The sequence below is a fragment of the Mycobacterium nebraskense genome (assembly GCF_002102255.1).
Classification (GTDB): domain Bacteria; phylum Actinomycetota; class Actinomycetes; order Mycobacteriales; family Mycobacteriaceae; genus Mycobacterium; species Mycobacterium nebraskense.
Map to the genome: position 1 here is coordinate 1 of NZ_LQPH01000133.1, position 20,863 is coordinate 20,863.

At 66.7% G+C, this 20,863-nt stretch carries 21 protein-coding genes and 2 pseudogenes; 6 read left to right on the forward strand and 17 right to left on the reverse strand.

Annotated elements, in window-relative coordinates:
* Window positions 1-3 precede the first annotated feature (3 nt).
* Together AWC17_RS17945 and AWC17_RS17950 are read right to left on the reverse strand one after the other, a co-directional pair.
* The gene (locus AWC17_RS17945; RefSeq protein WP_425270853.1) at window positions 4-234 is read right to left on the reverse strand and encodes a hypothetical protein; all 231 of its coding nucleotides are present in this window, start codon (window positions 232-234) and stop codon (window positions 4-6) included.
* A gap of 169 nt (window positions 235-403) precedes the next feature.
* Window positions 404-1,048 (reverse strand): TetR/AcrR family transcriptional regulator, encoded by a 645-nt coding sequence (locus AWC17_RS17950; protein ID WP_046184355.1) that lies wholly within the window; start codon window positions 1,046-1,048, stop codon window positions 404-406.
* Window positions 1,049-1,143: 95 nt separating this feature from the next.
* Between AWC17_RS17950 and AWC17_RS17955 the strand changes: the two genes are divergently transcribed.
* From AWC17_RS17955 to mhpA, 3 genes are read left to right on the forward strand one after another with little or no spacing between them, the layout of a single operon-like run.
* A complete protein-coding gene (locus AWC17_RS17955) occupies window positions 1,144-2,274 on the forward strand; it encodes a VOC family protein (RefSeq protein WP_046184354.1) in 1,131 nt (376 codons plus the stop codon).
* Window positions 2,271-3,221 carry a fumarylacetoacetate hydrolase family protein gene (locus AWC17_RS17960; protein WP_046184353.1) on the forward strand — a complete coding sequence of 317 codons (951 nt, stop codon included), beginning with the start codon at window positions 2,271-2,273 and terminating at the stop codon, window positions 3,219-3,221. The genes AWC17_RS17955 and AWC17_RS17960 overlap by 4 nt, the downstream gene beginning before the upstream one ends.
* Window positions 3,218-4,849: a bifunctional 3-(3-hydroxy-phenyl)propionate/3-hydroxycinnamic acid hydroxylase MhpA gene (gene mhpA / locus AWC17_RS17965; RefSeq protein WP_082123040.1), complete on the forward strand. Its 1,632-nt coding sequence runs from the start codon at window positions 3,218-3,220 to the stop codon at window positions 4,847-4,849. The genes AWC17_RS17960 and mhpA overlap by 4 nt, the downstream gene beginning before the upstream one ends.
* Here mhpA and AWC17_RS17970 read toward each other — a convergent pair.
* The 4 genes and pseudogenes from AWC17_RS17970 to AWC17_RS17985 form a co-directional block, all read right to left on the reverse strand.
* Window positions 4,741-5,628, reverse strand: a complete 888-nt coding sequence (locus tag AWC17_RS17970; RefSeq protein ID WP_046184352.1) for a universal stress protein — start codon at window positions 5,626-5,628, stop codon at window positions 4,741-4,743. The genes mhpA and AWC17_RS17970 overlap by 109 nt on opposite strands.
* 136 nt (window positions 5,629-5,764) lie before the next feature.
* Window positions 5,765-5,964: pseudogene (locus tag AWC17_RS17975) on the reverse strand (formate/nitrite transporter family protein); the annotation flags it as partial.
* Window positions 5,965-5,996: 32 nt separating this feature from the next.
* Window positions 5,997-6,230 (reverse strand): annotated as a pseudogene (locus AWC17_RS17980) (FTR1 family protein); the annotation flags it as partial.
* A 60-nt stretch (window positions 6,231-6,290) separates the two neighbouring features.
* Window positions 6,291-7,124, reverse strand: coding sequence for a DUF3097 family protein (locus tag AWC17_RS17985; protein ID WP_047323754.1), 834 nt, complete (start codon window positions 7,122-7,124; stop codon window positions 6,291-6,293).
* Between the two features lie 219 nt (window positions 7,125-7,343).
* On the opposite strand from AWC17_RS17985, the gene AWC17_RS17990 reads away from it, so the two are divergent.
* Window positions 7,344-7,631, forward strand: coding sequence for a DUF3349 domain-containing protein (locus AWC17_RS17990; protein WP_046184348.1), 288 nt, complete (start codon window positions 7,344-7,346; stop codon window positions 7,629-7,631).
* A 24-nt stretch (window positions 7,632-7,655) separates the two neighbouring features.
* Here AWC17_RS17990 and AWC17_RS17995 read toward each other — a convergent pair whose 3' ends face one another.
* From AWC17_RS17995 to AWC17_RS18020, 6 genes are read right to left on the reverse strand one after another with little or no spacing between them, the layout of a single operon-like run.
* Complete coding sequence (locus AWC17_RS17995; RefSeq protein WP_141224673.1) at window positions 7,656-8,630, reverse strand: patatin-like phospholipase family protein; 975 nt, start codon at window positions 8,628-8,630, stop codon at window positions 7,656-7,658.
* 15 nt (window positions 8,631-8,645) lie between these two features.
* The gene (locus AWC17_RS18000) at window positions 8,646-9,716 is read right to left on the reverse strand and encodes an ABC transporter ATP-binding protein (RefSeq protein ID WP_046184346.1); all 1,071 of its coding nucleotides are present in this window, start codon (window positions 9,714-9,716) and stop codon (window positions 8,646-8,648) included.
* Window positions 9,717-9,719: 3 nt separating this feature from the next.
* Window positions 9,720-10,562 carry a carbohydrate ABC transporter permease gene (locus AWC17_RS18005; RefSeq protein WP_046184345.1) on the reverse strand — a complete coding sequence of 281 codons (843 nt, stop codon included), beginning with the start codon at window positions 10,560-10,562 and terminating at the stop codon, window positions 9,720-9,722.
* Window positions 10,549-11,490, reverse strand: a complete 942-nt coding sequence (locus tag AWC17_RS18010) for a carbohydrate ABC transporter permease (protein ID WP_046184344.1) — start codon at window positions 11,488-11,490, stop codon at window positions 10,549-10,551. Before AWC17_RS18010 ends, AWC17_RS18005 begins: the two co-directional genes overlap by 14 nt.
* Window positions 11,487-12,809 carry an ABC transporter substrate-binding protein gene (locus tag AWC17_RS18015; protein WP_046184343.1) on the reverse strand — a complete coding sequence of 441 codons (1,323 nt, stop codon included), beginning with the start codon at window positions 12,807-12,809 and terminating at the stop codon, window positions 11,487-11,489. The genes AWC17_RS18010 and AWC17_RS18015 overlap by 4 nt, the downstream gene beginning before the upstream one ends.
* Window positions 12,799-13,794 (reverse strand): sigma-70 family RNA polymerase sigma factor, encoded by a 996-nt coding sequence (locus AWC17_RS18020; protein ID WP_046184342.1) that lies wholly within the window; start codon window positions 13,792-13,794, stop codon window positions 12,799-12,801. The genes AWC17_RS18015 and AWC17_RS18020 overlap by 11 nt, the downstream gene beginning before the upstream one ends.
* A gap of 168 nt (window positions 13,795-13,962) precedes the next feature.
* On the opposite strand from AWC17_RS18020, the gene AWC17_RS18025 reads away from it, so the two are divergent.
* Window positions 13,963-14,313: a DoxX family protein gene (locus AWC17_RS18025; RefSeq protein ID WP_046184341.1), complete on the forward strand. Its 351-nt coding sequence runs from the start codon at window positions 13,963-13,965 to the stop codon at window positions 14,311-14,313.
* Window positions 14,314-14,325: 12 nt separating this feature from the next.
* On the opposite strand, the gene AWC17_RS18030 is transcribed toward AWC17_RS18025, so the two are convergent.
* Together AWC17_RS18030 and pncA are read right to left on the reverse strand one after the other, a co-directional pair.
* The gene (locus tag AWC17_RS18030) at window positions 14,326-15,126 is read right to left on the reverse strand and encodes a ketosteroid isomerase family protein (RefSeq protein ID WP_046184340.1); all 801 of its coding nucleotides are present in this window, start codon (window positions 15,124-15,126) and stop codon (window positions 14,326-14,328) included.
* On the reverse strand, window positions 15,126-15,686 hold the full coding sequence (gene pncA, locus AWC17_RS18035; RefSeq protein WP_082123041.1) for a pyrazinamidase PncA: 561 nt from the start codon (window positions 15,684-15,686) through the stop codon (window positions 15,126-15,128). The genes AWC17_RS18030 and pncA overlap by 1 nt, the downstream gene beginning before the upstream one ends.
* A 95-nt stretch (window positions 15,687-15,781) precedes the next feature.
* On the opposite strand from pncA, the gene AWC17_RS18040 reads away from it, so the two are divergent.
* Entirely contained in the window at window positions 15,782-16,747 is a 966-nt protein-coding gene (locus AWC17_RS18040; RefSeq protein WP_085164914.1) for a DoxX family protein, read from the forward strand.
* On the opposite strand, the gene AWC17_RS18045 is transcribed toward AWC17_RS18040, so the two are convergent.
* The 3 genes from AWC17_RS18045 to AWC17_RS18055 are packed head-to-tail and all read right to left on the reverse strand — an operon-like array spanning window position 16,719 to window position 20,785.
* Complete coding sequence (locus AWC17_RS18045) at window positions 16,719-17,246, reverse strand: gluconokinase (protein ID WP_046182605.1); 528 nt, start codon at window positions 17,244-17,246, stop codon at window positions 16,719-16,721. The two genes, AWC17_RS18040 and AWC17_RS18045, sit on opposite strands and share 29 nt — an antisense overlap.
* The gene (locus tag AWC17_RS18050; RefSeq protein WP_085164916.1) at window positions 17,243-19,249 is read right to left on the reverse strand and encodes a DUF7064 domain-containing protein; all 2,007 of its coding nucleotides are present in this window, start codon (window positions 19,247-19,249) and stop codon (window positions 17,243-17,245) included. Before AWC17_RS18050 ends, AWC17_RS18045 begins: the two co-directional genes overlap by 4 nt.
* 18 nt (window positions 19,250-19,267) lie before the next feature.
* Entirely contained in the window at window positions 19,268-20,785 is a 1,518-nt protein-coding gene (locus tag AWC17_RS18055) for a carboxylesterase/lipase family protein (RefSeq protein WP_046182603.1), read from the reverse strand.
* Window positions 20,786-20,863: the final 78 nt, after the last annotated feature.

Here is a 20,863-nt window from a genome sequence, read left to right on the forward strand (position 1 = left end):
CTACTATTCCCAACGCGTGGCCGACCAACCGGCCGGCTCACAGAACCCCGAGGGTGCATGAAACCCGGGATGGTTCAGGCCCTTGAGCGCGCGCTGCAGTTTCTCGACCTTGTGCTCGGGCCAGCGCGACAAGTTGGCCAGGGTGCGGGTTCTGACCTTGCCGTCTTCGCGGTAGCTTTCGCGCAACAGCACCGCTGGCGGTGACCCACGGTTGGGCACCCGCGTCACATACATGATTACTTTATACCACGATACTGGCGCTACAACTGCCAATTGGGAAGACGACACGCCGACGCAATCCTCATGATACATGAGTACATCGTGCGCCACATAATCACCGCAGAACACCTGCTCACCAAGCACATTGGGGATTCAGACCCCACTTAGCGGGGGGAACTTCGGGCTAGCTTTCGTCGAATCCGACGTCGGGTAGCGGGCGTTGGCAGATCGCGTGCGCCTCGGCGCCGCTGAGCCCGAACAGCTGCAGAACGTTCTCGGTGACGAGGTCGGCGGCGCGCGCGTCATCGCGATCGGGATCGTCACGCAACAGATTGCCCAGGCCGAGCAGCGCACCGCCTGCCATGGCGAGGGCCAACTCGGGATCGTCGACGTCGAACCGCCCGGCGGCCACGCCGGCTTTGATATCGCGCAGTGCGCGCGGTGCCAGGCCCCGTTCCGACGACAACAATTCCAGCCCATTGGCCAACAGGATCTGGCTCTCTTGTGGGCGGCGGCGAAACAGCCGGCCGGTCAGGCGGAAACTGGTGGCGAAAATTTCGGCTGGGTCCTCGATGGATTCGGTGAGGCGGTCCAGCATTGACCCGTAGGCGTCGAGCACGTCGGCAACCGCGGCCTCGAACAACTGCTCCTTGCTGTCGAAGTGGTTGTAGAAGGACCCCATCCCGACGTCGGCGGCCTGGGTGATCTCCAGGACCGGCACATTGACCTTGCCCTCGGCGATCAGTCGCTGCGCCGCTTTGACCAGCGCCGACCGGGTGCGCCGCTTGCGCCGCTCCAGCCGGTTGGCCGGTTCCACCATCGCGCTCATTCACAGCAGTATGCATCAGTTATGAGGATTCCGTCAGATCCTTGACTGAACGTTCTCTCGTATGTGACGATTTCGTCAGTTAGTTGGGAGTGGTCATGGATCTGACGGAAGGCGTCCTTCGGCACGCGCACAGCGAGCAGGGTGCGCGACCCGGCGAGCATCTCGGCCGGTCCCGCCACCCGGTGATCAAGGTCGCCGACATCGCGTGGTTGGAGTTCGAGCGGCAGGACCTCACGCGCGCCGAGGCGTTCGCGCGGTCGTTCGGCTTCCACACGGCACAACACGGCCCGGACGAACTGCAGTTGCGCGGAACCCTGGCGGGCGGGCCGTGTGTCATCCTGCGTGGCGGGCGGCGAAACCGCTTCGCCGGCGTGGCTTTTCGGGCGAGCGACGAGACCGACGTACTCCGGTTGGCCGGCAGCGTCGGCGCACCCACGCGACCGCTGCCGGAGACCATCGGCGGGCTGTCGGTCGAGTTGCGCGACCCCAGTGGCATGTTGGTCCGCGTAGTCGCCGGCGTGCACGAACTACCCGAACTGCCGGACCAACAGCCCCACGTCTTCAATTTCGGCCACGCCGTGCGGCGCACCAACACCGGCCAGCGTCCGCCACGGGTACCCGCGCGGGTGCAGCGCCTGGGCCACCTGGTTGTGCAGTCGACCAAGTACCTCGAGACGCTCAACTGGTATCTGGACAACCTGGGCATGATCGTCAGTGATTTCTTGTACTTTCCCGGCCAGCGCGACCGAGGGCCGGCCATGAGCTTCATCCGATGCGACCGCGGGTCGACACCGGCCGACCATCACACCTTGGCCATGGCATTGGGCCCGGCCAACCGTTACGTCCATTCGGCGTATCAGGTCAGCGATCTCGACGCGCTGGCCGCCGGCGGCGAATACCTCAGCGCGCGGGGTTATTCCCGGTCCTGGGGAATCGGCAGGCACATCCAGGGCAGTCAGATCTTCGACTACTGGCGCGATCCCGATGGTGACCTGTTCGAGCACTTCACCGACGGCGACCTGTTCGACAACACGCTGGAGCCGGGCTGGGCGCCCTTCACCGCATCCGGGTTGGCCCAGTGGGGGCCGCCGGCGACCAGGGATTTCCTCGGAACCGACCGGAAATCGGCTCGCCGCGAATTGGTTTCGATGATCACTGCGCTTCGCGCGCAGAACGAGTTCGATATCAACCGCCTGATCGGCCTACTGAAAGTTCCCACCTCATGACCCTTTCCGTGCTGCACACCACCTCTGAAACCGGCCATGCGTGGTGGCTCAAAACCCCCAAGGGCGCCACCAGGATCGACACCACGGCCACCAGCACCGCCGCGCTGCTGGCCGACCGGACCGCCATCAAGGGTGCGGCCACGAACGCCGATGTCGTCGCCGTCGACACCCTCAGGTTGATCTCGCCAGTGACGCGGCCGTGCCGAGTGATCGCTCAGATGACCAACTACGAGTCGCACGTCAAAGACGCGGGCATGGATCCGGCGTCCATCCCGCTCACCTTCTTCCGCAAGGCCTCGGCGTCCATCAACGGGCCTTTCGACGACATCGTCAAACCCCAGCACGTCAGGCTGCTCGACTACGAAGTGGAGATCGGCCTGGTCATCGGCCGTGCGATCCCGGTCGGCACCACCATCTCCGACGCCAACCTGGGGGATTTCGTCGCCGGATTGGTCGTCACCAACGACGTCTCCGCGCGTGACATCCAACTCCCCCAAACCCAGTTCTACGAGGCCAAGTCGTATCCGACGTTCACACCGGTCGGCCCGGAGCTGGTGCTGCTCACCGCCGATGAGCTCAAGCGCTTCGGTGATCTACGACTGCGCCTCAGCGTCAATGGCCACGAGCGCCAAAACGCCCTCGTCGAGGGCGACATGCTGTACCGGCCGCTGGAGGCGCTGCAGTCGCTCACCCAGTTCCAAGAGCTCGCCCCGGGTGACCTGATACTCACCGGCACTCCGGCCGGCACCGCGCTGAGCGCCCCACCGAAGCCCGTGCAGTTCATCGGAAACCTGTTGCCGCCGACCGTCAAATGGAAGATGTTCTTCTCGCGACAGGCCGCCAACCGGAATTATCTGCACAACGGTGACGTCGTCGAGGCGTCGGTGGCCACCGACGACGGTGCCATCGATCTCGGAACGCAGCGCACCGCAGTCCGATTCGCGTGACCATCACTCAACGAGTTCCGGTCGTCATCGTCGGCGCCGGGCCGACCGGCGTCACCGCCGCCACGCTGCTGGCGCAATACGGGGTGGACTGCCTGGTGCTCGACCGCTGGCCCGGCGTGTACCCTCAGCCACGCGCCGTGCACCTGGACGACGAGATCTATCGCATCATCGCCCGCCTGGGGCTCACCGACGAATTTGCCGCGATGTCGCGGCCGACGCTGGGTTTGCGGTTGGTGGACAACGCGTTTCGGACGCTGGCCGAATTCAACCGCGACCCCGAACGCAGTGTGAACGGCTTCCCGCAGGCCAACATGTTCGACCAACCGGAACTGGAGGCCCTACTGCGGGCCAACCTCGAGCGCCACCCCAACGCGCAACTCCGCGGGAACGCCGAAGTCACCGACATCGCGACGGGCGAAACGGACATCCGCGTCACCTTCACCGACCGCCGCGACGGCCGCGTTCACCAGGTCGACGCCGCCTACCTGCTGGGCTGCGACGGCGCCAACAGCATGGTCCGCGCCCACATCGGCTCGGCCATGCGGGACTTGAACTTCGAGCAGCGCTGGCTGGTTGTCGACGTCGCCTGCGATGCGGATCTGGGTCAGTGGGACGGGGTCCACCAAGTCTGCGACCCCGATCGCGCGGGAACCTACATGCGGATCGGGCCGGCCCGCTACCGGTGGGAGTTCCAGTTGCTGGCCGGCGAAACCGCGAACGACTTCCGCACCCTGCACCGATTGCGGCCGTTGATCAAGCCATGGACCAGCACCGTGTCCATCGGCGAGCTGACCTTGTTGCGGGTCACCGAGTACACATTCCGCGCGCAGATCGCCGACCGTTGGCGCCAGGGAAACGTCTTCATCCTTGGCGACGCGGCACACCTCACTCCCCCGTTCATCGGCCAGGGCATGGGAGCGGGCCTGCGGGACGCGGCCAATCTCGCGTGGAAGATCGCGGGAGTTCACCACGGCACCATGGCACCGAATGTCCTCGAAACGTATGAGCGAGAACGCAAACCGCATACCCGATACATGATTCGCCTGGCGCTGAGTGTCGGTTGGGCGATGACCGGTGGCGGCCGCCTGGGCAATGCGGCGCGCCGAGCGCTGTTGCCGCGGCTGCGGCTCATCCCCGGCCTGCGCGACAAGGTCGTCGACTCGAGAACGCCGGCACTGCACCGTTCCGCGTTGGTGCGCACATCCCTGCGACCCCACCGGCTCGCAGGCACGCTCTGCCCGAATCCGCGGCTACGGGACGGCCAACGGCTGGACGACGTGCTTGGCACCGGTTTTGCGTTGATCACCACCACTCGCCCAAGTGCGGCCGACGAGGCGGCGCTGCGGCGGCGTAACGTCACCGTCCTGGTCGCCGAAGCCGGCAGCCCCCTGTGGGCATGGCTACGCCGCGGACGTATCACTGCCGCGCTGGTGCGCCCCGACCGGACCGTGGCGCGCGCCGGGCGAGACCTTGCCGCCCTCTGTGCGTGGACGGCCACCGTCCTTTCGGCCGGCAACGATCACGCGGACGCTTCTGGCCGGGCGACGATCACGGGTATCCGAACCGAGTGCAGTACCGCGTTGCTAACCGATCCCAACAGCATGCCGGTCAGACCACCTCGCCCGTGACTGCCGACCACAACAAGCTGAGCGAATTCCGACTTCTCGGCGAGCTGTCGGGCCGGCGAGTCACGTTCGACCAAGCGCTGCACCGTCACATCGGGATAGCGTTCCTGCCAACCCGCCAGATTTTCGGCGAGACTGCGCTGCGCCTCCTCTTCCAGTGACGACCAATCCGCTTCCGGGAGTTCGCTTATCGTCACGTCGCTCCATGCGTGCAGGGCCATCAGTTCGACGCCGCGACGGGAAGCCTCGTCGAACGCGATCGCGGTCGCGAGCTCGGAGGTCGGCGAGCCGTCGATCCCCACGAGGACGGGTGCGTCCCGCCTGTCCGGAAGGTCGTCACCGTGGATGACCGCAACCGGACAATTCGCGTTCCGCGCGACCGTCGCACTGACCGAGCCGAGCACGCCCCGGGCCAGCAATCCACGCCCGGCCGTGCCCACAACGATCATCTCTGCGTCGTCGGACATCTTGATCAGGGCCAGCGCAGGGCTGGAGTACACGAGTTCCCTGTTGATGGTGACCTTTCGGTCTGCCGGTAGTGCCTCCTCGGCGAGCTTGATCGCGTGCATGATCGCCTTCTTGCCCTCGTCTTCCAGCCGCACCGCCAGAGACTCGGGGTATGGGACCGGCGGCCAGGTGGCGGTTGGTGTCGTCACCGCGTGGACGACGGTCAGTGGCACCTTCCGCAGCGCCGCTTCGTGGGCGGCCCAACTTGCGGCGGCGTTCGATGCCGGCGAGCCGTCGACCGCGACGACGATGCCGCGCTGTTGGTCATCTGACATTTCGTTCTCCCTCCATCACGAGTGACGCTATAAACCCGCGGGGTCGTCGTCGTGAGGCTTAAGTCCCTAACCAACGGGACCGAGGGCTGTTCCCGGCAATCGTTAAGGCCGGGGTAACGCTATGGTCAGTCGCCGGCTAGACGCGGCGTCGCTGTAGCTTCGCGATGACCAGAAGGGCAGCGCGATCAGGTTGCCCACGGTGGTGACGCCGAGGTTGGTGAGCAAGCCGTGTTCGCCGAATCCCCAACTGATCCCGCCGCGCGGTGCGGCCGGGTGAAACAGGTTGAGCAATAGCGGAAGACCGAAGAAGCCGACGTTGGCGATCACGCCCTCGGTGTAGTTGTAGGACCGCCGCCGGATCATGATGCGGTTTCCATCATCTCCTGCTGCGCCTGCGACAGGCTCGTCGCGAACAGATTCAGGCGCACGCCGACCGCGACGCTGATCAGCACGGCCGAGGCGACGCCGGCAAACATGGGGCGTATCGGCTGGCCGTTTCGTTTCAGGAAGGCGCCGACGATGCTCACGATGAGCGCCGCCTCGAGGCCTTCGCGGAGACCGATGAGGAAGGTGCCGATTAATACGCCGAATAAGCCCTGCATACGCCCGATTTCTGTCCCGCGGGTCGGGATCCCGGCTTAGCCTAGCCTAAGCCCGCTGCGTCACGAGACCGGCTGCGTCACGAAGTCGATGAGTTCCTCGACGCGGCTGATCAGCGCCGGTTCGAGGTCGTTCCAGTCGCGCACCCGGGACCGAATATGGCGCCACGCCCTGCCGACGTCCGCCTGGTTTGCGTGGGGTAAGCCGAGCGCCCGGCACGCGCCGTGCTTCCACTCGATGTGCCGCGGCACGTCCGGCCAGGCCGCCAGGCCCAGCCGCTGGGGCTTCACGGCCTGCCAGATGTCGACGTAGGGATGACCGACCACGAGGGTGTCGCTGCCACCCGGTCCCCGCCGCACCGCGTCGGCGATCCGCGCCTCTTTCGAACCCGCGACGAGGTGATCGACGAGCACACCAAGCCGGCGCCCGGGACCGGGTGCGAAGTCGGCCACGATGTCCACCAGGTCGTCCACGCCGCCGAGGTGCTCGACGACGACGCCCTCGATCCGCAGGTCCTCGCCCCACACCTGCGCGATGAGTTCGGCGTCGTGGCGGCCCTCGACATAGATCCGGCTGGCGCGGGCGACCCGGGCGCGAGCGCCCGGCACCGCGACGGAGCCCGACGCCGTCCGCGCGGCCGCGGCGGGCGCCGGACCGCGTGGCGCGGTGAGGATCACCGGACGGCCCTCAAGCAAATAGCCAGGGCCCAAAGGGAAGCCACGCACATGCCCGCGCCGGTCTTCCAGGTCCACCCGCCCGTACTCGACCCTCACCACCGCACCGACGTACCCGGTCTCCACGTCCTCGACCACCAGGCCCAGCTCGGCCGGATGCTCGGTCGAGCGGGGCTTGCGCCGGCCCGCGGCAAGGACATCGGTTCCATAGCGATCAACCACGCGGCAATACTAGAAACCTTGCGGCCAAACGTCGTTACGGCGCGCCCGGTTGAGAAGCATCGTGGGGAAGATCGCTCGCGCTGCCCGTGCGACAACCTGGATGTAAAAAATGCGTTTTAACTGTGTGGCGTTACTGAGCTGATGACGTTGCCGATGGTACGTTGCTAGTCGTAAGAACTGCCGCTCTTCGTACATCGCGGCGGTGAGCGAGGTGGGACTATGGACCTGGCCCTTTGGGTTTCGAGCATCGTGGCTTTCGTGCGGGCCGGCTACCCCGCCGGCATGCCGACGACCGGATACGCGCCCCTGGCGGCCTTGGCCCGCCGACGACTTTGCGACGACGAGATCAGCGCCATCGCAAGCAAACTCATGAGGCGCCAATTCTGGCCGATCAACCCCGTTGACATCGGTGTGGAAATCACCCGTGTCACCAACCAGTTGCCTTTGCCTGCTGACGTCGAGCGGGTCGGGCATCGCCTCGCTGAGATCCGCTGCGCGCGCGGATAAGCGTCACCACACGATCCGGCTCCGCTACGGCGCGGATTTCGCCGGGCCGCCGCACGCCGCCAAGTAGTCCCGATAACTCCAGGCCCGCAGAAACTGTTGGCCCGCCTGGAATCCTCGTTGATAGAGGGCGTCGCGCTGCTCGGCGGTGATTTCGAAGTCGATCGGGCTGACCTCGTCGGCGGGAACGAAAATGGTCCGCCGGACCGTGCACGGATCGTCGATGTAGGCGTTGTCCTGATTGCTCACCAGTGTCTCTATCGCGGCGATTCCCAACGAGACCGGCCCATGAACCGGATGGGTGGGCGGGATGCCAGGACGCGCGGACAGCCGGATACCGAATGTCGGCCATCGCGCCTCCGCGCCCGGCCGGTCGAACAGCTGCACCGGGAAATCGGACAGCAAGCCGCCGTCCACCCAGGTGGCGCTGCCCACCCGGACTGGTTCGAACACATACGGAATCGCCGACGAGGCGTGCACGGCGCGCGCCACCGGAAAGTCGTCCGGATCAATGCCATAGGAACCGAGGTCCCACGGGATGCGCACCAGCCGGCGTCGGGACAGATCACTGGCCGTCACCACGAGCGACCATGCGAACTGGTCCGGCTCCTCACCGGTACGCAAGTCGCCGAACGTCCGCACACCCAGGTCAGCGAGCAGGCCGGCGAGCAGCCGTTCCAGGTAGGCGCCGCGGTAGACACCATCCGAGACCAGCAGCGACAGTGCCCCACCGATCAGCGGCACGTGCGCGATCAGACTGCGATCCAGGAACTTTCGGTAGTCGATGGACCGCATCACTTCTGTGAGCCCGCTCAGCGGCTCACCCGCGACCTCTAGCGCCGCGACCAGCGACGCGACGACCGAGCCCGCACTGCTACCCGCGACGCGGGGAAACCGGTATCCCGCCTCGGACAGCGCGTCGACCGCGCCGACCAGCCCTATCCCCCGGACCCCGCCGCCTTCACACACGAGATCGGCGCGGGTTGTGCTGACGTCCGCCACCATGGGCCTACCCCCTCAACAGATTCGTTGGCCATCCACCCCGAAGAAGTGCAGGTGCCCCGGTTCTGGGTGCAGGCGCACCCGGCTGCCCTTTTCCGGAGGCCGGCGCCCGTCGGCACGCGCAACGACGGGCTGGTCGATGACCTTGCCGGACCCGGTGATTCGGCCGTAGAGGTAGGCATCCGCCCCCAACTCCTCGACCACGTCGACCTCCATCTCGACACCGAGGCCGCCCAATTCGAAGTGCTCGGGGCGGACCCCGACGACGACTTCGCTCGCGGTGTCGGTGAGCTCCCGCGGCAACGGGATCGGCCAATCCCCCAACGACACAACGGAATCAACGATCGGCAGGGTGAACAAGTTCATCGCCGGCGACCCGATGAAACCCGCGACGAAGACGTTGACCGGGTTGCGGTACAGCTCGCGTGGCGCGGCGAATTGTTGCAGCACGCCGTCGCGCAGGACCGCGACGCGGTCGCCCATGGTCATCGCCTCGATCTGGTCATGGGTGACGTAGACGGTGGTGGTGCCGAGCCGCCGTTGCAGTGCCGCGATCTGGTTGCGGGTTTGCACGCGCAGTTTGGCATCGAGATTCGACAACGGCTCGTCCATCAGGAAGACCTGCGGTCGGCGCACGATCGCGCGTCCCATCGCCACCCGCTGGCGTTGCCCACCGGAGAGGTCTTTGGGTTTGCGGTCCAGATATGGCTGCAGATCAAGCAGTTTCGCCGCGTCCAGGACGCGGTCGCGAATTTCGGTCTTCGGTGTCTTGGCGATCTTCAAGGCGAAGCCCATGTTCTGCGCGACCGTCATGTGCGGGTAGAGCGCATAGTTCTGAAAGACCATCGCGACGTCGCGGTCCTTGGGATCGACGTTCGTGACGTCGCGGTCGCCGATCCGGATGCATCCGGAGTCCAGCGTTTCGAGCCCTGCCACCATTCGCAGCGAGGTCGTCTTGCCGCATCCGGAGGGACCGACCAGAACGACGAACTCGCCGTCGCGGACTTCCAGATCGAGGCCATCCAAGGCCGGGCGATCCGCTCCGGCGTAGCGCCGCGTCGCTTGCTCGAAAGTTACTGAGGCCATGGCTTATCCGTTGAGTCCCGTGACGGCGATACCCCTGACAAATGAACGCTGTGCGATCGCATAGATGATGACCAGCGGCACCATGATCAACATTGAAGCGGCCATGATTATCGGCCAGCGCGCGACATATTCGCCCCGCAGCCGGACCAGGCCGAGCGTCAGCGTGGCCAGGCTGTTGCGCTGCAGCATCAGCAGCGGCCACAGAAAGTCGTTCCAAACGTTGACCCAGGTGAGCACCGCCAGCACCATCGCCGCGGGACGGGCATGGGGCAACAGGATTCGCCAGTAGATCTGCCACGGCGAACAACCGTCGAGTATCGCCGCCTCTTCCAGCTCGGTCGGAAGCGTCCGAAAGAACTGACGCATCAGGTAGGTGCCGAATGCGCTGCCGAACAGGCCCGGCACGATCATCGACCAGGGAGTGTCGACCCACCCGACGGTCCGCATCAAGATGAACTGCGGGATCACGGTCACGGTCAGCGGCACCATCAATGTGCCCAGGTATAGCACGAAGAGCGTGTCACGACCGCGAAATTGCAGTCGCGCGAAGGCGTATCCGGCCAACGAGCAGAAGAAGACCTGGCCGGCGGTCACGCACCCGGCGTACAGCACGGTGTTGAAAAACATCCGCGCGAATGGCATCAACGAGAACACCTCGGTGTAGTTGGACCACCGCGGGTGCGCCGGCAACAGCCTCGGCTCGATGATCTCGCCTTCCCTCTTCAACGAGCCGGACACCGCCCAGGCGATCGGAAACAACCAGCACCAAGCGATGCCGATCAGCGCGGTGTAGATCAGCACACTACGAACGACATTGCGGGTGAACAACCGCTCAGCTGAGGCCACGAGAGGTCTCCCAGGACCGTTGCCGGGTGATCCGCAGCTGCACCACGGTCAGCACCAGCAAGATGGCGAACATCACCCATGCCAGCGCGGACGCGTACCCGAATTCCAGGAAGGAGAACGCGTGCTGGAACAGCATGATGCCCAGGACATACGTGGCGGATTCGGGCCCGCCGTTCGCGCCGTTGAGGACGTAAACCAGGTCAAAAGCCTGGAACGCGTGGATGATCGAGATGACGCCCACAAATGATATCGACCCACGGATCAGCGGCACCGTGATGGACACGAACTGCCGTATCTCGCCCGCCCCGTCGATTCGGGCTGCCTCGTAGACGGTTTCGGGAACCCCCTGCATCGCCGCGAGCAAGATCACGGTGGCGAACGGCACGCTGCGCCATACGCTGACGATGCACAGCGAGGCCATGGCCCATCGGGGTTCGACCAGCCACGGGACCGGGCCGATCCCGAACCAGCCCAGCATGATGTTGAGCAACCCGTTGTCCGTGTTGAAGACGAACTGCCACACGACCGCCATCACCACCGACGAGATGGCCAGCGGCAGAAAGACGATGGTGCGGAAAATGCCGATGCCCCTGACCTTTCGGTTCAGCACGCCGGCCACGACGAGGCTGACGACGATGGTCGGCACGACCGTTCCGAGGGTGAAGATGACGGTGTTACGGATGGCGATGAGAAAGATCGGGTCCGAAGTGAACAGCTCTTGGAAGTTCTTCAGGCCCACGAACTTCGGCGGTCTGAAAACATCCCACCGCTGAAAGCTCATGTACAGCGAGAATCCGAGCGGAAACAGCATGAACACCGCGACGGCAGCCAGGTTCGGCGTCACGAAGAGGCGGCCGGCCCAGGCCCGTCGTCGCCAAGGACCCCCGCCCTTCGGGGGGTTGCTGGTGACGGTCTGGACAGATGTCATGGGTTGCGCAACACCTCGTCGATGGCGGGCGACAGGCTGGCCAGGGACGTCGCGGGCCGCGATCCACGAAGCACGGGACCGAAGGTGCGGTCCATCAAGGCGACGATCTTCTCCCATGCCGGGGTGACCGGCAGTCCTTCCGAGTACGCCGGTCCTTGCGTGAGCACGGCGAGGTTGCCGACGTTCTGGTGGGCCTTGGCGAATCCGGCCGAGTTGAGCGCGGAATGCAGCACCGGCACGAAGAGGCTGGATTCACCGATCAACGCCTGCCCGACGGGCCCGGTCGCAAACTTCACGAATTGCCATGCCTGCTCCTTGCGTTGACTGCTCGCGGAGATCGCCAGTCCGGTGGAACCGATGTCGGAATGGGCTGGCTGCCCGTGCCGGCGCGGCCCCACCGGCAACGAGGTGACATCGAAATCGAGGCCGTCGGCCCGGATGAAGGTCTGGTATCGCCAGTGGCCGCCCATCGCCATCGCCGCCCTGCCCGCCGCGAACAGGTCGGGCGTGGACATCGATTGCACCTCGGACGCATTGGGCGCGACCTTGTGCTTGTTGGCCAGGTCGGCATAGAACTGCACCGCCTCGATGAACGCGTCGTTGTCGAAGTTGAAGTGGGTCGGGTTCTTCAGCGGGGTGGACCACGGCACCCCATTGTTCATCGCGAACAGCCCGGCCGAATAGTACGAAACCCACATGTTCACGAAGCCCCACTGGGTCACCCGCCCGGAACGATCCCGCTTGGTGAGCGCGGTGGCGGTGTCCAAGAAGTCCGTGAAAGTCCAAGCCTGCTCCCACGTTCTGGGCGGGGGTGCCACACCCACCTCGTCGAACAGCCGCTTGTTGTAGAACAGGTAATTCCCGGACCACTGCTCCGGGAAGGCGTATTGGCCCCCGTTGAAGGTGAAGCTGTCATACAGCGCCCCGATGCCGTCCGACTTCAGCTCGGACGCGAAGGCGTGATCGCCGGCCAGCATCGTGTTGAGGTCCAGCAGCACGCCCCGGGCGGCCAGCTCGGCGTATGTGAGATCCCACGCCATCAATACATCCGGGCACTTACCGCCGGCACAGAACGTCGACAGCTGCTGCATCACGCCCGGAGCCGAAAGCACCGGCCGAACCTTGATATCCGGGTGGCGGCGCGCAAACTCGTCGACGATGCGGATCCTGGCATCGCGCTCGTCGGGGTTGGCCGCGAAGAAGAACGTCAACGCGTCCTCTTCGGGAGCGCAGCCCGCGGCCCACGGTGCCAGCGATGCCGCGGTGAGCGCGCCTGCACCGCGCAGCAGCCCGCGCCGCCCGAACGGCTTATCGAGCATGGTGCTCCCGTTCTCGCCCCGTTGCCGGCCGCCCGGTCGGCGGTGTCTGACGTCCTTGGTACCCGATGCGGCTGTGCTGTTGCTGAATCGGCCAACTCGGGAGTGCCAGATCCGCCCGGCGGATGCGGTCGGAATCCCCGATGATGTCGATCGCGTGGATGCGGTCATCGGCTCCGACGGCGATCAGCAACAGCGCCTGAGCGTGACCGCGCGGCGCGATCACGATGCCCGGTGCCCCGTTGATGATCATCACCGCACCGGCACGCGCCCGCTGAGCGAATCGACGGGTCTCCTCCGCGACCTGCCGGGCGCCGCGCAGCTCGGTCGCCACGTCGGCGGGAACCAGCACCCGATCGACCGTGCGCACCACGTCCGGGGCCAGCAGTTCGAGCAGACCGGCGATATCACCGCCGCGGGACGCCACGAGAAACGCTTCCACGATCTCGAGGTGCATCGCCACGCGCTCGGGTTTGCCGCCCGGTTGTGCCTGCAGTCGCCGACGGGCCCGGCTAGCCAGCTTCTTCGCGGCGTCGGGCGACCGGTTCAGGAGGCCGGCGATCTTCTCGAACGGGACAGCGAACAGGTCGTGCAGCACGAACGCAACGCGCTGCGCCGGTGAGACCCGGTCGAGCACCACGAGCAGCGCGTTGCTCACCGACTTTGTCAAGAGCGTTTCCTCGTCCGCCGGCGCCGACGGGGTCGATGCCAGCCGGTCCAGTTCGTCGGTGGTGGCGAGCGGTTGTTCGGCACGTCTCTTGCGCACCCGGAGCTGGTCGAAGGCCTCGCGGGCGGTGATCGTGGTGAACCAGCCGGTGAGGTTGTCGACCGCGCCGAAATCCGCGCGGCTGGCCTTCAGCCACGCTGACTGCACCGCGTCGTCGGCATCGGCCGTCGAGCCCAGCAGCTGGAACGCGACCGACCTCAGGTGTCGCCGGTCCGCGTCGAAACGCTGCGCGAGATCGGCCAGATTCTTGGGGGCGCTCATGGGTCACCTTTTCTGCACAGGAGCCGTCAAGAGAATGACCGCGTCCATCGAGCTCTCTGTTGCAAAGGAGGCCAGCACCATGACTTTATCGATTGTGCGCCGCAGCGCGCGCGGCGACCATTCGGCTCGCCGCCGCAAAAACGGCTGCCTGGCAGGGGTTTGACGCAGATGAACACCGCATACGTTGTGATCACGCTGGTTACCGCCGCCATCACCGCGGGGATCGCCGTGGCCGATCTCGTCCCGGCGGGATTCGTCCTGGCGAACTCGGCCGAAGTCGGGGTGCCGCGTTCGTGGTTGCCGGCGCTGGGGGCGGTCAAGCTGGCCGGCGCAGCCGGGCTGGTCGTGGGTCTGGCGGGCCTGCCCGCGTTGGGAATCGCGGCCGCCGCCGGCCTGGTGCTGTTCTTCGTCGGCGCAGTCGTGACACATCTGCACGCCCACGTCCTGTACGACATCGCGTTCCCCGGGGCGTACCTGTGCATGTCGGCGGCATCACTGGCGCTGATGGTGCTGCGTTGACCGGGGTCGCGATCAGCCGGGGAAGTACCGGATCCGGTTGATGGCATCGCCCCGCCAAGCCATGTCGGCGAACAGGATCCCGCGCCCGTGGCCGGAGTTGACCGAGATCGTCACCGTGTGGCCCGCGCTGTTCATCTTGGTCGAACTGGCGCCGTCGAGTTGCTCGACGAGTGCAGTGAGGTCGAGTGCATCGTGGTCGCCGAGAGTAATTGTGGCGCCCGGCGATAACACACGGGCGGCGGCAAACGGATCTTGCCGCGCGGCGGCGCCCAGGAACGCCTCCGCGACTTTCTTGTGCCGCGCACCCACCCGCCGGAATCCCGCCATGAAGCCGGCCGTGCCGCGCAGCCGCTGATTGCTCAGCAAGCCCCGCGACAGTTGCAGGGCGGGTGACACCGCACGTGATCCGGTTCGCAGAAATTGCAGCATCATCGCGGGCAGTTCCCAGTACGCCCGCAGTTCCCCAATCCGCCACTCGCCGTTGGTGTCTCGCAGGTCGTAGCGGAGGAACGCGGGAATGTGCATCGTGACAGTTGGGCCCATCGCGACCTCGAGCTCGAGGTCGCGCAGCACCACGGTGCCGAAGACGATATCGAGGTCGCGGTGGAACTTGATGTCACGCGGACCGATGAAGGTGTCATAAAAGCGACCGATCTGTTCCTGCCCGACGTGCGGCCGCGACCCGACCGGGTCCTCGACGCGGCCGTCGCCGGTGAACAGCGCCACCCACCCGTCGCGGTCGTGCGCGGCCGCCGCCTGCGGGGAGCGCTCGACTACGGCGAGCAGCTGTTCGCGTTCCGGTGGCGCCCCCATTACGGTCCCCCGACCAGCTCGATGCCCGCGGACCGCATAGCCGCCAGCGCCTCTGTGGCCGAATCCGCCGCCACGGCCGCGGTCAGGTTCACCAGCACCCTGGTGGACAGGCCCGCCCGCGCGGCGTCCTCGGCGGTGCGCCGGACGCACTGGTCGGTGGCGATGCCGACCACGTCGACCTCGTCGACCCCGCGCTGCCGCAACCAGTCCAGCAGCGGGGTCCCGTCCTGGTCGACACCCTCGAAACCGCTATATGCCGCGGCGTAGGCGCCCTTGTGGAAAATGGCCTCGATCCGGCTGGTGTCGAGGTCGGGCCGAAAGTCCGCGCCGGGGCTTCCGGCGATGCAGTGCGGGGGCCATGACGATGAATAATCCGGCCGATCGGAGAAATGGTTGCCCGGCTGGATGTGCGAGTCCTGGGTTGCTACGACGTGCTGGTAGCCCGGCTCGCCGGCCAGATAGTCGTTGATGGCGGGCGCCACGGCGGCGCCGCCGGTCACCGGCAGCGAGCCACCCTCGCAGAAATCGTTTTGCACGTCGACGATAATCAACGCCCTCACGCGTTTCACCCTATCGGTGTCGTCCGCCACGGCGCTTCAGCTGGGCTTATGGGTGGGACGGTTTGTTCGCCAACCAGTCGGGTAATCCACCGGCCATGTTGATCCGGAGAATCGCGCGCCCGTTGCTTTCAGTGGCTTTCATCGGCCAGGGAGTCAATTCCCTGCTGAACCCCAAATCGGCGGCGGCAGCCGCCGCCCCCGCGGTGGATGGTTTGCAGGCGCTGCCGAATTCGGTGAGCGGCAATATTCCGAGCGACCCCGAGACGGTCGCACAGATCAATGCGGCCGTTCAGATCGGCGGCGGCCTGCTGCTGGCCACCGGCAAACTGCCGCGCGTCGCCTCGGCGGCCCTCGCGTTCACGGTGCTACCGGCCAACCTCGGGGCGCACTCGTTCTGGAACGAAAGCGACCCGGAGGCGAAAGCTCAGAAGCGCCAGCAGTTCCTCACCGACCTCAGCCTGGTGGGCGGATTGTTGATCGCATCGGCCGACACGGCGGGCAAGCCGTCACTCGGGTGGCGCGGCCGCCGGGCAGCCGAACGGCTCTCCGAGCGAGTGTCGTCGGCGCTACCGGGTTCGGACGACGGGCCATTCGATACCGACTTCTCGGAGTTGGGCGAGAAGATCGTGCACGGCCTCCAGATCGGCGCCGAACGCGGCCGCGAACTGGCCAGCACCGCCGCCGAACGAGGCGCGCCGTACGCCGAGGCCGCGCTCGAACGCGGGCGCGAATTCGCCAGCACGGCCGCCGAAAGGAGCAAGCCGCTGGCCAAGAAGGCGCGCAAACGCAGCGAAGAACTTGCCGACGAAGCCGCTGACTGGGCCACGCCGCTGGCGAAAAAGGCGCGCAAGCGCAGCGAGAAGCTGGCCAAGAAGGCCCGCAAGCGTGGCGAAGAACTGGCGAGCACGGCCGCCGAACGCGGCGAGGACCTCGCCGAGACCGCCCGCGCGCGTGGCACCTACCTCGCCGACACGGCCCGCGCTCGGGGTGGCTACCTGGCGGACACCGCACGCGAACGACTCGGTGAGCAGGTCAAGACCGGTCGTCGCAAGCTTTCCTGACCGACCAGCCGGCATCGTGTAAGAAGACGTCGATGGTCGCGTCGACGTCCTGGCCGACGTCGACGGTCGCGCCCGGCTCGTCGGCGCCGAGCGGCTCTAGCGCCTCGAATTGTGAGCGCAGCAGCGCGACCGGCATGAAATGACCGGCCCTGGCCGACAGTCGGCTAGTGATGAGTGCCGATGAGCCGGCGAGGTGAAGGAATTGGGCCTGCGGGCAGAGCGCGCGCAGCCGGTCGCGGTATTTGCGTTTGAGCGCCGAACAACTCACCACGCCACCGTCGCGATGGCCGGCCAACCACTCGCCGACCCTGTCCAACCAGGGATAGCGGTCGTCGTCGTCCAGCGGTTCGCCGACGGCCATCTTGGCGATGTTGGCCGGCGGGTGCAGGGTGTCGGCGTCCATGAACGGAACGCGCATGCGTTGCGCGAGCGCCATTCCCACGGTCGACTTGCCCGATCCCGAGACACCCATCACCACGACGGGCACCGTTCCGCTCACCCGGACCGTTCGCCGAGGTTGCGGTTCCATTCGACCCAGCCGACGCCGCCGCGGCCGTCGGCGGTCTTGACGGTGGCCCAGGCCCGCGGGAACTGGCTCACCCGCCCGTCGGCGGCGGTGAGACGGACCGGCGCCTGGCCGCGGACGTCCGCGGTGATCTCGCCGGGGTTGAGACGCAACGTGGCGTTCAGCGGTAACCCGTTGGCGCCGAATGACTCTCGCGATTCCACCGTTTGCAGCTCGGTGACCGTTCCTTCGGCATCCTGGCAGTAGCCGATGCTGAAGGCCGGTGCACCGGGAATCCGGATGTTCACGCCGTGCAGATGGGTGCCATCGTCAAGGTGCAGCGCGCTCCAAATCCAGTCCATGCTCCACCAGTCGCGCACGCCCCAGGAGTGATCGCGCTGGCCGGGAACCGATTCCACGCGGTAGCTGGCCTCGTCGACGGTGACCGTGCCCGAGACCGTGCACGGAATCTCGTAGCGCGTTGTCAAGCGGTACTTGTACGGGACGCCGTCGGTGGCCCACACCAAGTTCATCGTCATCTCGACGGGGGTGCCCGGCTCGCCGCGCAACAACCCCGACGGATCGGGGTAAGCCTGAGCCCGCGCACGCACGTCGACGCGGTAGGTCTTCAGCGGCGCCGTCGCGGAGTGACCGAGCTCGAAGGAGTCGGTGCGCAATTCCCACGGGTCGGCCGGCAGCGGCACTTGCGTGTCGACGGCCACGGTCGGCATGCCGGGACCGCACAGCAGCGCGTGCACCCACGCCGTCCGCTCGTTCGCGATCAGCCCGAGGCGGAACCAGCCGCCCAATCCCTGTGCCACGTCGGCGAAGTCGGCGTACCAGCTCTCGCTCCACAGCGGTTCGGCGGTCGGAGCGTGCGCAAGTTCGTCCTCCTCCGAGGGTTGCAGGGGTTCGGGCGCGTGCGCGACCGGCAGCGTCGCCAGCGCGTCCGTGTCGAGCACATGATCACAGTGCCGTTGCAGCATCGTCATGAACATCCGGTCGCCGCGCTCGGTGCGCTCTACCAGCATCGAGGAGACGATCGCCATCATCACGCCGAAAAAGCTCTGCCGGCGAACACCTTCGGCGACGTCGGCGAGCGTGAGGGGCGCCGCCGGCCCCAACGCCTCGTGGTAGGCCCGCAGCAACGCGTCGTAGTGCTCCCGACGATCCTGCGTTGGCAGCGCGCAGCCGAGGAAGTACGACAGGTCGGTCAGGGCCGGCCCCCAGGAAACCGTCTGCCAATCAACGACCGTCAACGGACGGTCGGCCCCGGCGGTGCCGAACAACAAATTGTCCAACCGGTAGTCACCGTGCAGCAGGCCCTGGATGCGATCCGGCGCCGATTCGGCGGCGAGGTAGCCGTCGAACGACGCGACCAGGCGTTCGCACACGATGCGGTGCTCCGGCGCGATCTGGTCGCCGTAGCGGTCGATGAACCCGGCGTACAGCGGGGCGATCATCGCCTGGTTGAGCGGCGATTCCCGATTCAGCCACGGCGCTTCGGCCAACGCGGTGTCGCCGAGCAGCGGACCATGCAGCCGCCCCAGCTCGACGACACAGAGGTGCGCCTGCTCAGCTGTAGCGCCCGCGATTTCGTCCCCGACGACCGCCGGACCGGCGTCGCCCAGCAGTAGATCGAACGCACCCTTCGCGGTGTCGACTGCGGCGTGGTAGCAGGGCGCAATCGGTCCGCCCAGGCGTGGCGCTATGTCGCCGTAAAAGCGCACCTCCCGCTCGTAGAGGCCCAGAGCCAGTCCCGTTTGGCGACTCACCGGGTCGGTGGCCGCCACCTTGAGCACCACCGACTCGGGCCTGCCGGGGGCGGGTGCGCCATCGGCGTAGCTGAGCCGGACGCGGTAGCACTCGCTCATCTGCCCGGTGCCGATGCGCTCCACGGAGAAATCGGCGATGGGTCCCGCGCCGATCGCCGTTTCCAGCCACGCGGTGGTGAGGTCGCCGGGTCTTTCGATGACTTGTGCGGTATCGGCATGCATGAGGGTCAGCGTGCCAGGTCACCGCGCCAGGGAGAAGCCATCCCAGGCAATCCGGCGGTGCGGATGTGGATCGAACTCGACGCGGCTCTTGCGGTCGAAGACCATGACGGCACGGTCGGCGGTGGTGTAGGTGGGCCAGTCATCGCCCGGCGCACCGGAGCGGCTGAAGGCCCCCCACCGCCGTTGAACCTGGTTACTGACCCGCAGCGCGGCGCGCCGATCGGCGGCGGCGGTCAACAGCGCGCCGAATCGGGTGCGGTACACGTCGAAGACGGCCAGCAGCTCGGTGGCATGGGTGGCGCCCAGGCCCGACCAACGCAGCGTGCGGGGCGCGTAGTCGTATCGGTAGAGGTAGGTGGGCGCGTGGGCGCTGTGGGCCTCGGCGATCTGCCAGGCCGCCGAGCCGAACGCGAAGTCGCCGCCGAGCTGGATGCATGCCGACGGCGCGGGGTAATCGGGGTAGGCGGCGGTAATACGTTCCCGCGCAGCCGGTTCCGTGTCGGCCAGCAGCTCCTCGATCATCGTTTGATTGGTCGGCAGCATTTTGAGGAAGCGAGTGAACAGGCGGCCCTCCTCGGCGTTGGTGCCCACGATGAGCGGCACCCGGTGCGCCCTGCCGCCGCGCATCGCCTCGACGGGATCGATGGGCACGACCTCGTCGCCGGCGACCGGGCCGATCGGGAAGGCGCCCAGCCTGTCCTCCATGCCCTGGTCGATCAGCCGGTGTTGGGCGTCCACCAGTTGCGCTGGGGACGCCTGCATCAGCGCCTCGGCGGCGTCCTGCGGGCGCGCGCCCAGCAGCGCGGCGAAGCGCGTCGCGAATTCCGCGGCGGTCTCTCGCGATCGAACCATGCCGGAGGCCGGGCTTTCCGAAATCGCCCGGGCGAACAGGCCCTCGGCGGCGGGCACCGCCAGCAGGGTCGCGGTGATGTGCGCGCCCGCGCTTTCCCCGAAGATGGTGACCCGGTCCGGGTCGCCGCCGAACGCGGAGATGTTGTCTTTCACCCAGCGCAACGCCATCACCAGGTCGCGCAGGAACAAATTGCTGTCGATGGGGATGTCCGGCGTCGAGAGCGACGACAGGTCCAGGCATCCCAACGCGCCCAGCCGGTAGTTCACCGACACGTACACGCAACCGCGGCGCGCCAGCGCCGCACCGTCGTACAGCGGCGTGGCCGAGCTGCCCAGGATGTAGCCACCGCCGTGGATGAAGACCATGACGGGCAGCGGCTCCCCGGCGGGGGCCTCGGGGGCGACGACGTTGAGGGTGAGGCAGTCCTCCCCCATCGGCTGGTAGCGGCCTCCAAGACCCGACAAGCCGAGCATGGTGTAGCGACGCTGCTGGGGCGCGCAGTTGGCGAAGCCGTGGCAGTGCCGCACACCCGACCACGGTTGCGCCGGCCGGGGCGCCCGCAATCGCAGGGATCCGACCGGTGGCCGAGCGTAGGGGATGGACCGCCAGCGGTTGACGCCGTCGCGGGTGAAGCCTTCCACAGTGCCGATCGTCGTGCGTGCGCGGACGGTGCGCTCATGCATAAGTTTCTCCTATGTCAAGCCGCTGCCGGGTGGCAAGGCTGTTGACGGTTTTGTTCGTCGGTTCGCAGGTGATGAAAG

Coding starts and splice junctions, on each gene's coding strand:
- AWC17_RS17945 (WP_425270853.1), bottom strand. CDS start 234: ATGTATGTGACGCGGGTGCCCAACCGTGGGTCACCGCCAGCGGTGCTG.
- AWC17_RS17950 (WP_046184355.1), bottom strand. CDS start 1,048: ATGAGCGCGATGGTGGAACCGGCCAACCGGCTGGAGCGGCGCAAGCGG.
- AWC17_RS17955 (WP_046184354.1), top strand. CDS start 1,144: ATGGATCTGACGGAAGGCGTCCTTCGGCACGCGCACAGCGAGCAGGGT.
- AWC17_RS17960 (WP_046184353.1), top strand. CDS start 2,271: ATGACCCTTTCCGTGCTGCACACCACCTCTGAAACCGGCCATGCGTGG.
- AWC17_RS17970 (WP_046184352.1), bottom strand. CDS start 5,628: ATGTCAGATGACCAACAGCGCGGCATCGTCGTCGCGGTCGACGGCTCG.
- AWC17_RS17990 (WP_046184348.1), top strand. CDS start 7,344: ATGGACCTGGCCCTTTGGGTTTCGAGCATCGTGGCTTTCGTGCGGGCC.
- AWC17_RS18000 (WP_046184346.1), bottom strand. CDS start 9,716: ATGGCCTCAGTAACTTTCGAGCAAGCGACGCGGCGCTACGCCGGAGCG.
- AWC17_RS18010 (WP_046184344.1), bottom strand. CDS start 11,490: ATGACATCTGTCCAGACCGTCACCAGCAACCCCCCGAAGGGCGGGGGT.
- AWC17_RS18015 (WP_046184343.1), bottom strand. CDS start 12,809: ATGCTCGATAAGCCGTTCGGGCGGCGCGGGCTGCTGCGCGGTGCAGGC.
- AWC17_RS18020 (WP_046184342.1), bottom strand. CDS start 13,794: ATGAGCGCCCCCAAGAATCTGGCCGATCTCGCGCAGCGTTTCGACGCG.
- AWC17_RS18025 (WP_046184341.1), top strand. CDS start 13,963: ATGAACACCGCATACGTTGTGATCACGCTGGTTACCGCCGCCATCACC.
- AWC17_RS18030 (WP_046184340.1), bottom strand. CDS start 15,126: ATGGGGGCGCCACCGGAACGCGAACAGCTGCTCGCCGTAGTCGAGCGC.
- AWC17_RS18040 (WP_085164914.1), top strand. CDS start 15,782: ATGTTGATCCGGAGAATCGCGCGCCCGTTGCTTTCAGTGGCTTTCATC.
- AWC17_RS18050 (WP_085164916.1), bottom strand. CDS start 19,249: ATGCATGCCGATACCGCACAAGTCATCGAAAGACCCGGCGACCTCACC.
- AWC17_RS18055 (WP_046182603.1), bottom strand. CDS start 20,785: ATGCATGAGCGCACCGTCCGCGCACGCACGACGATCGGCACTGTGGAA.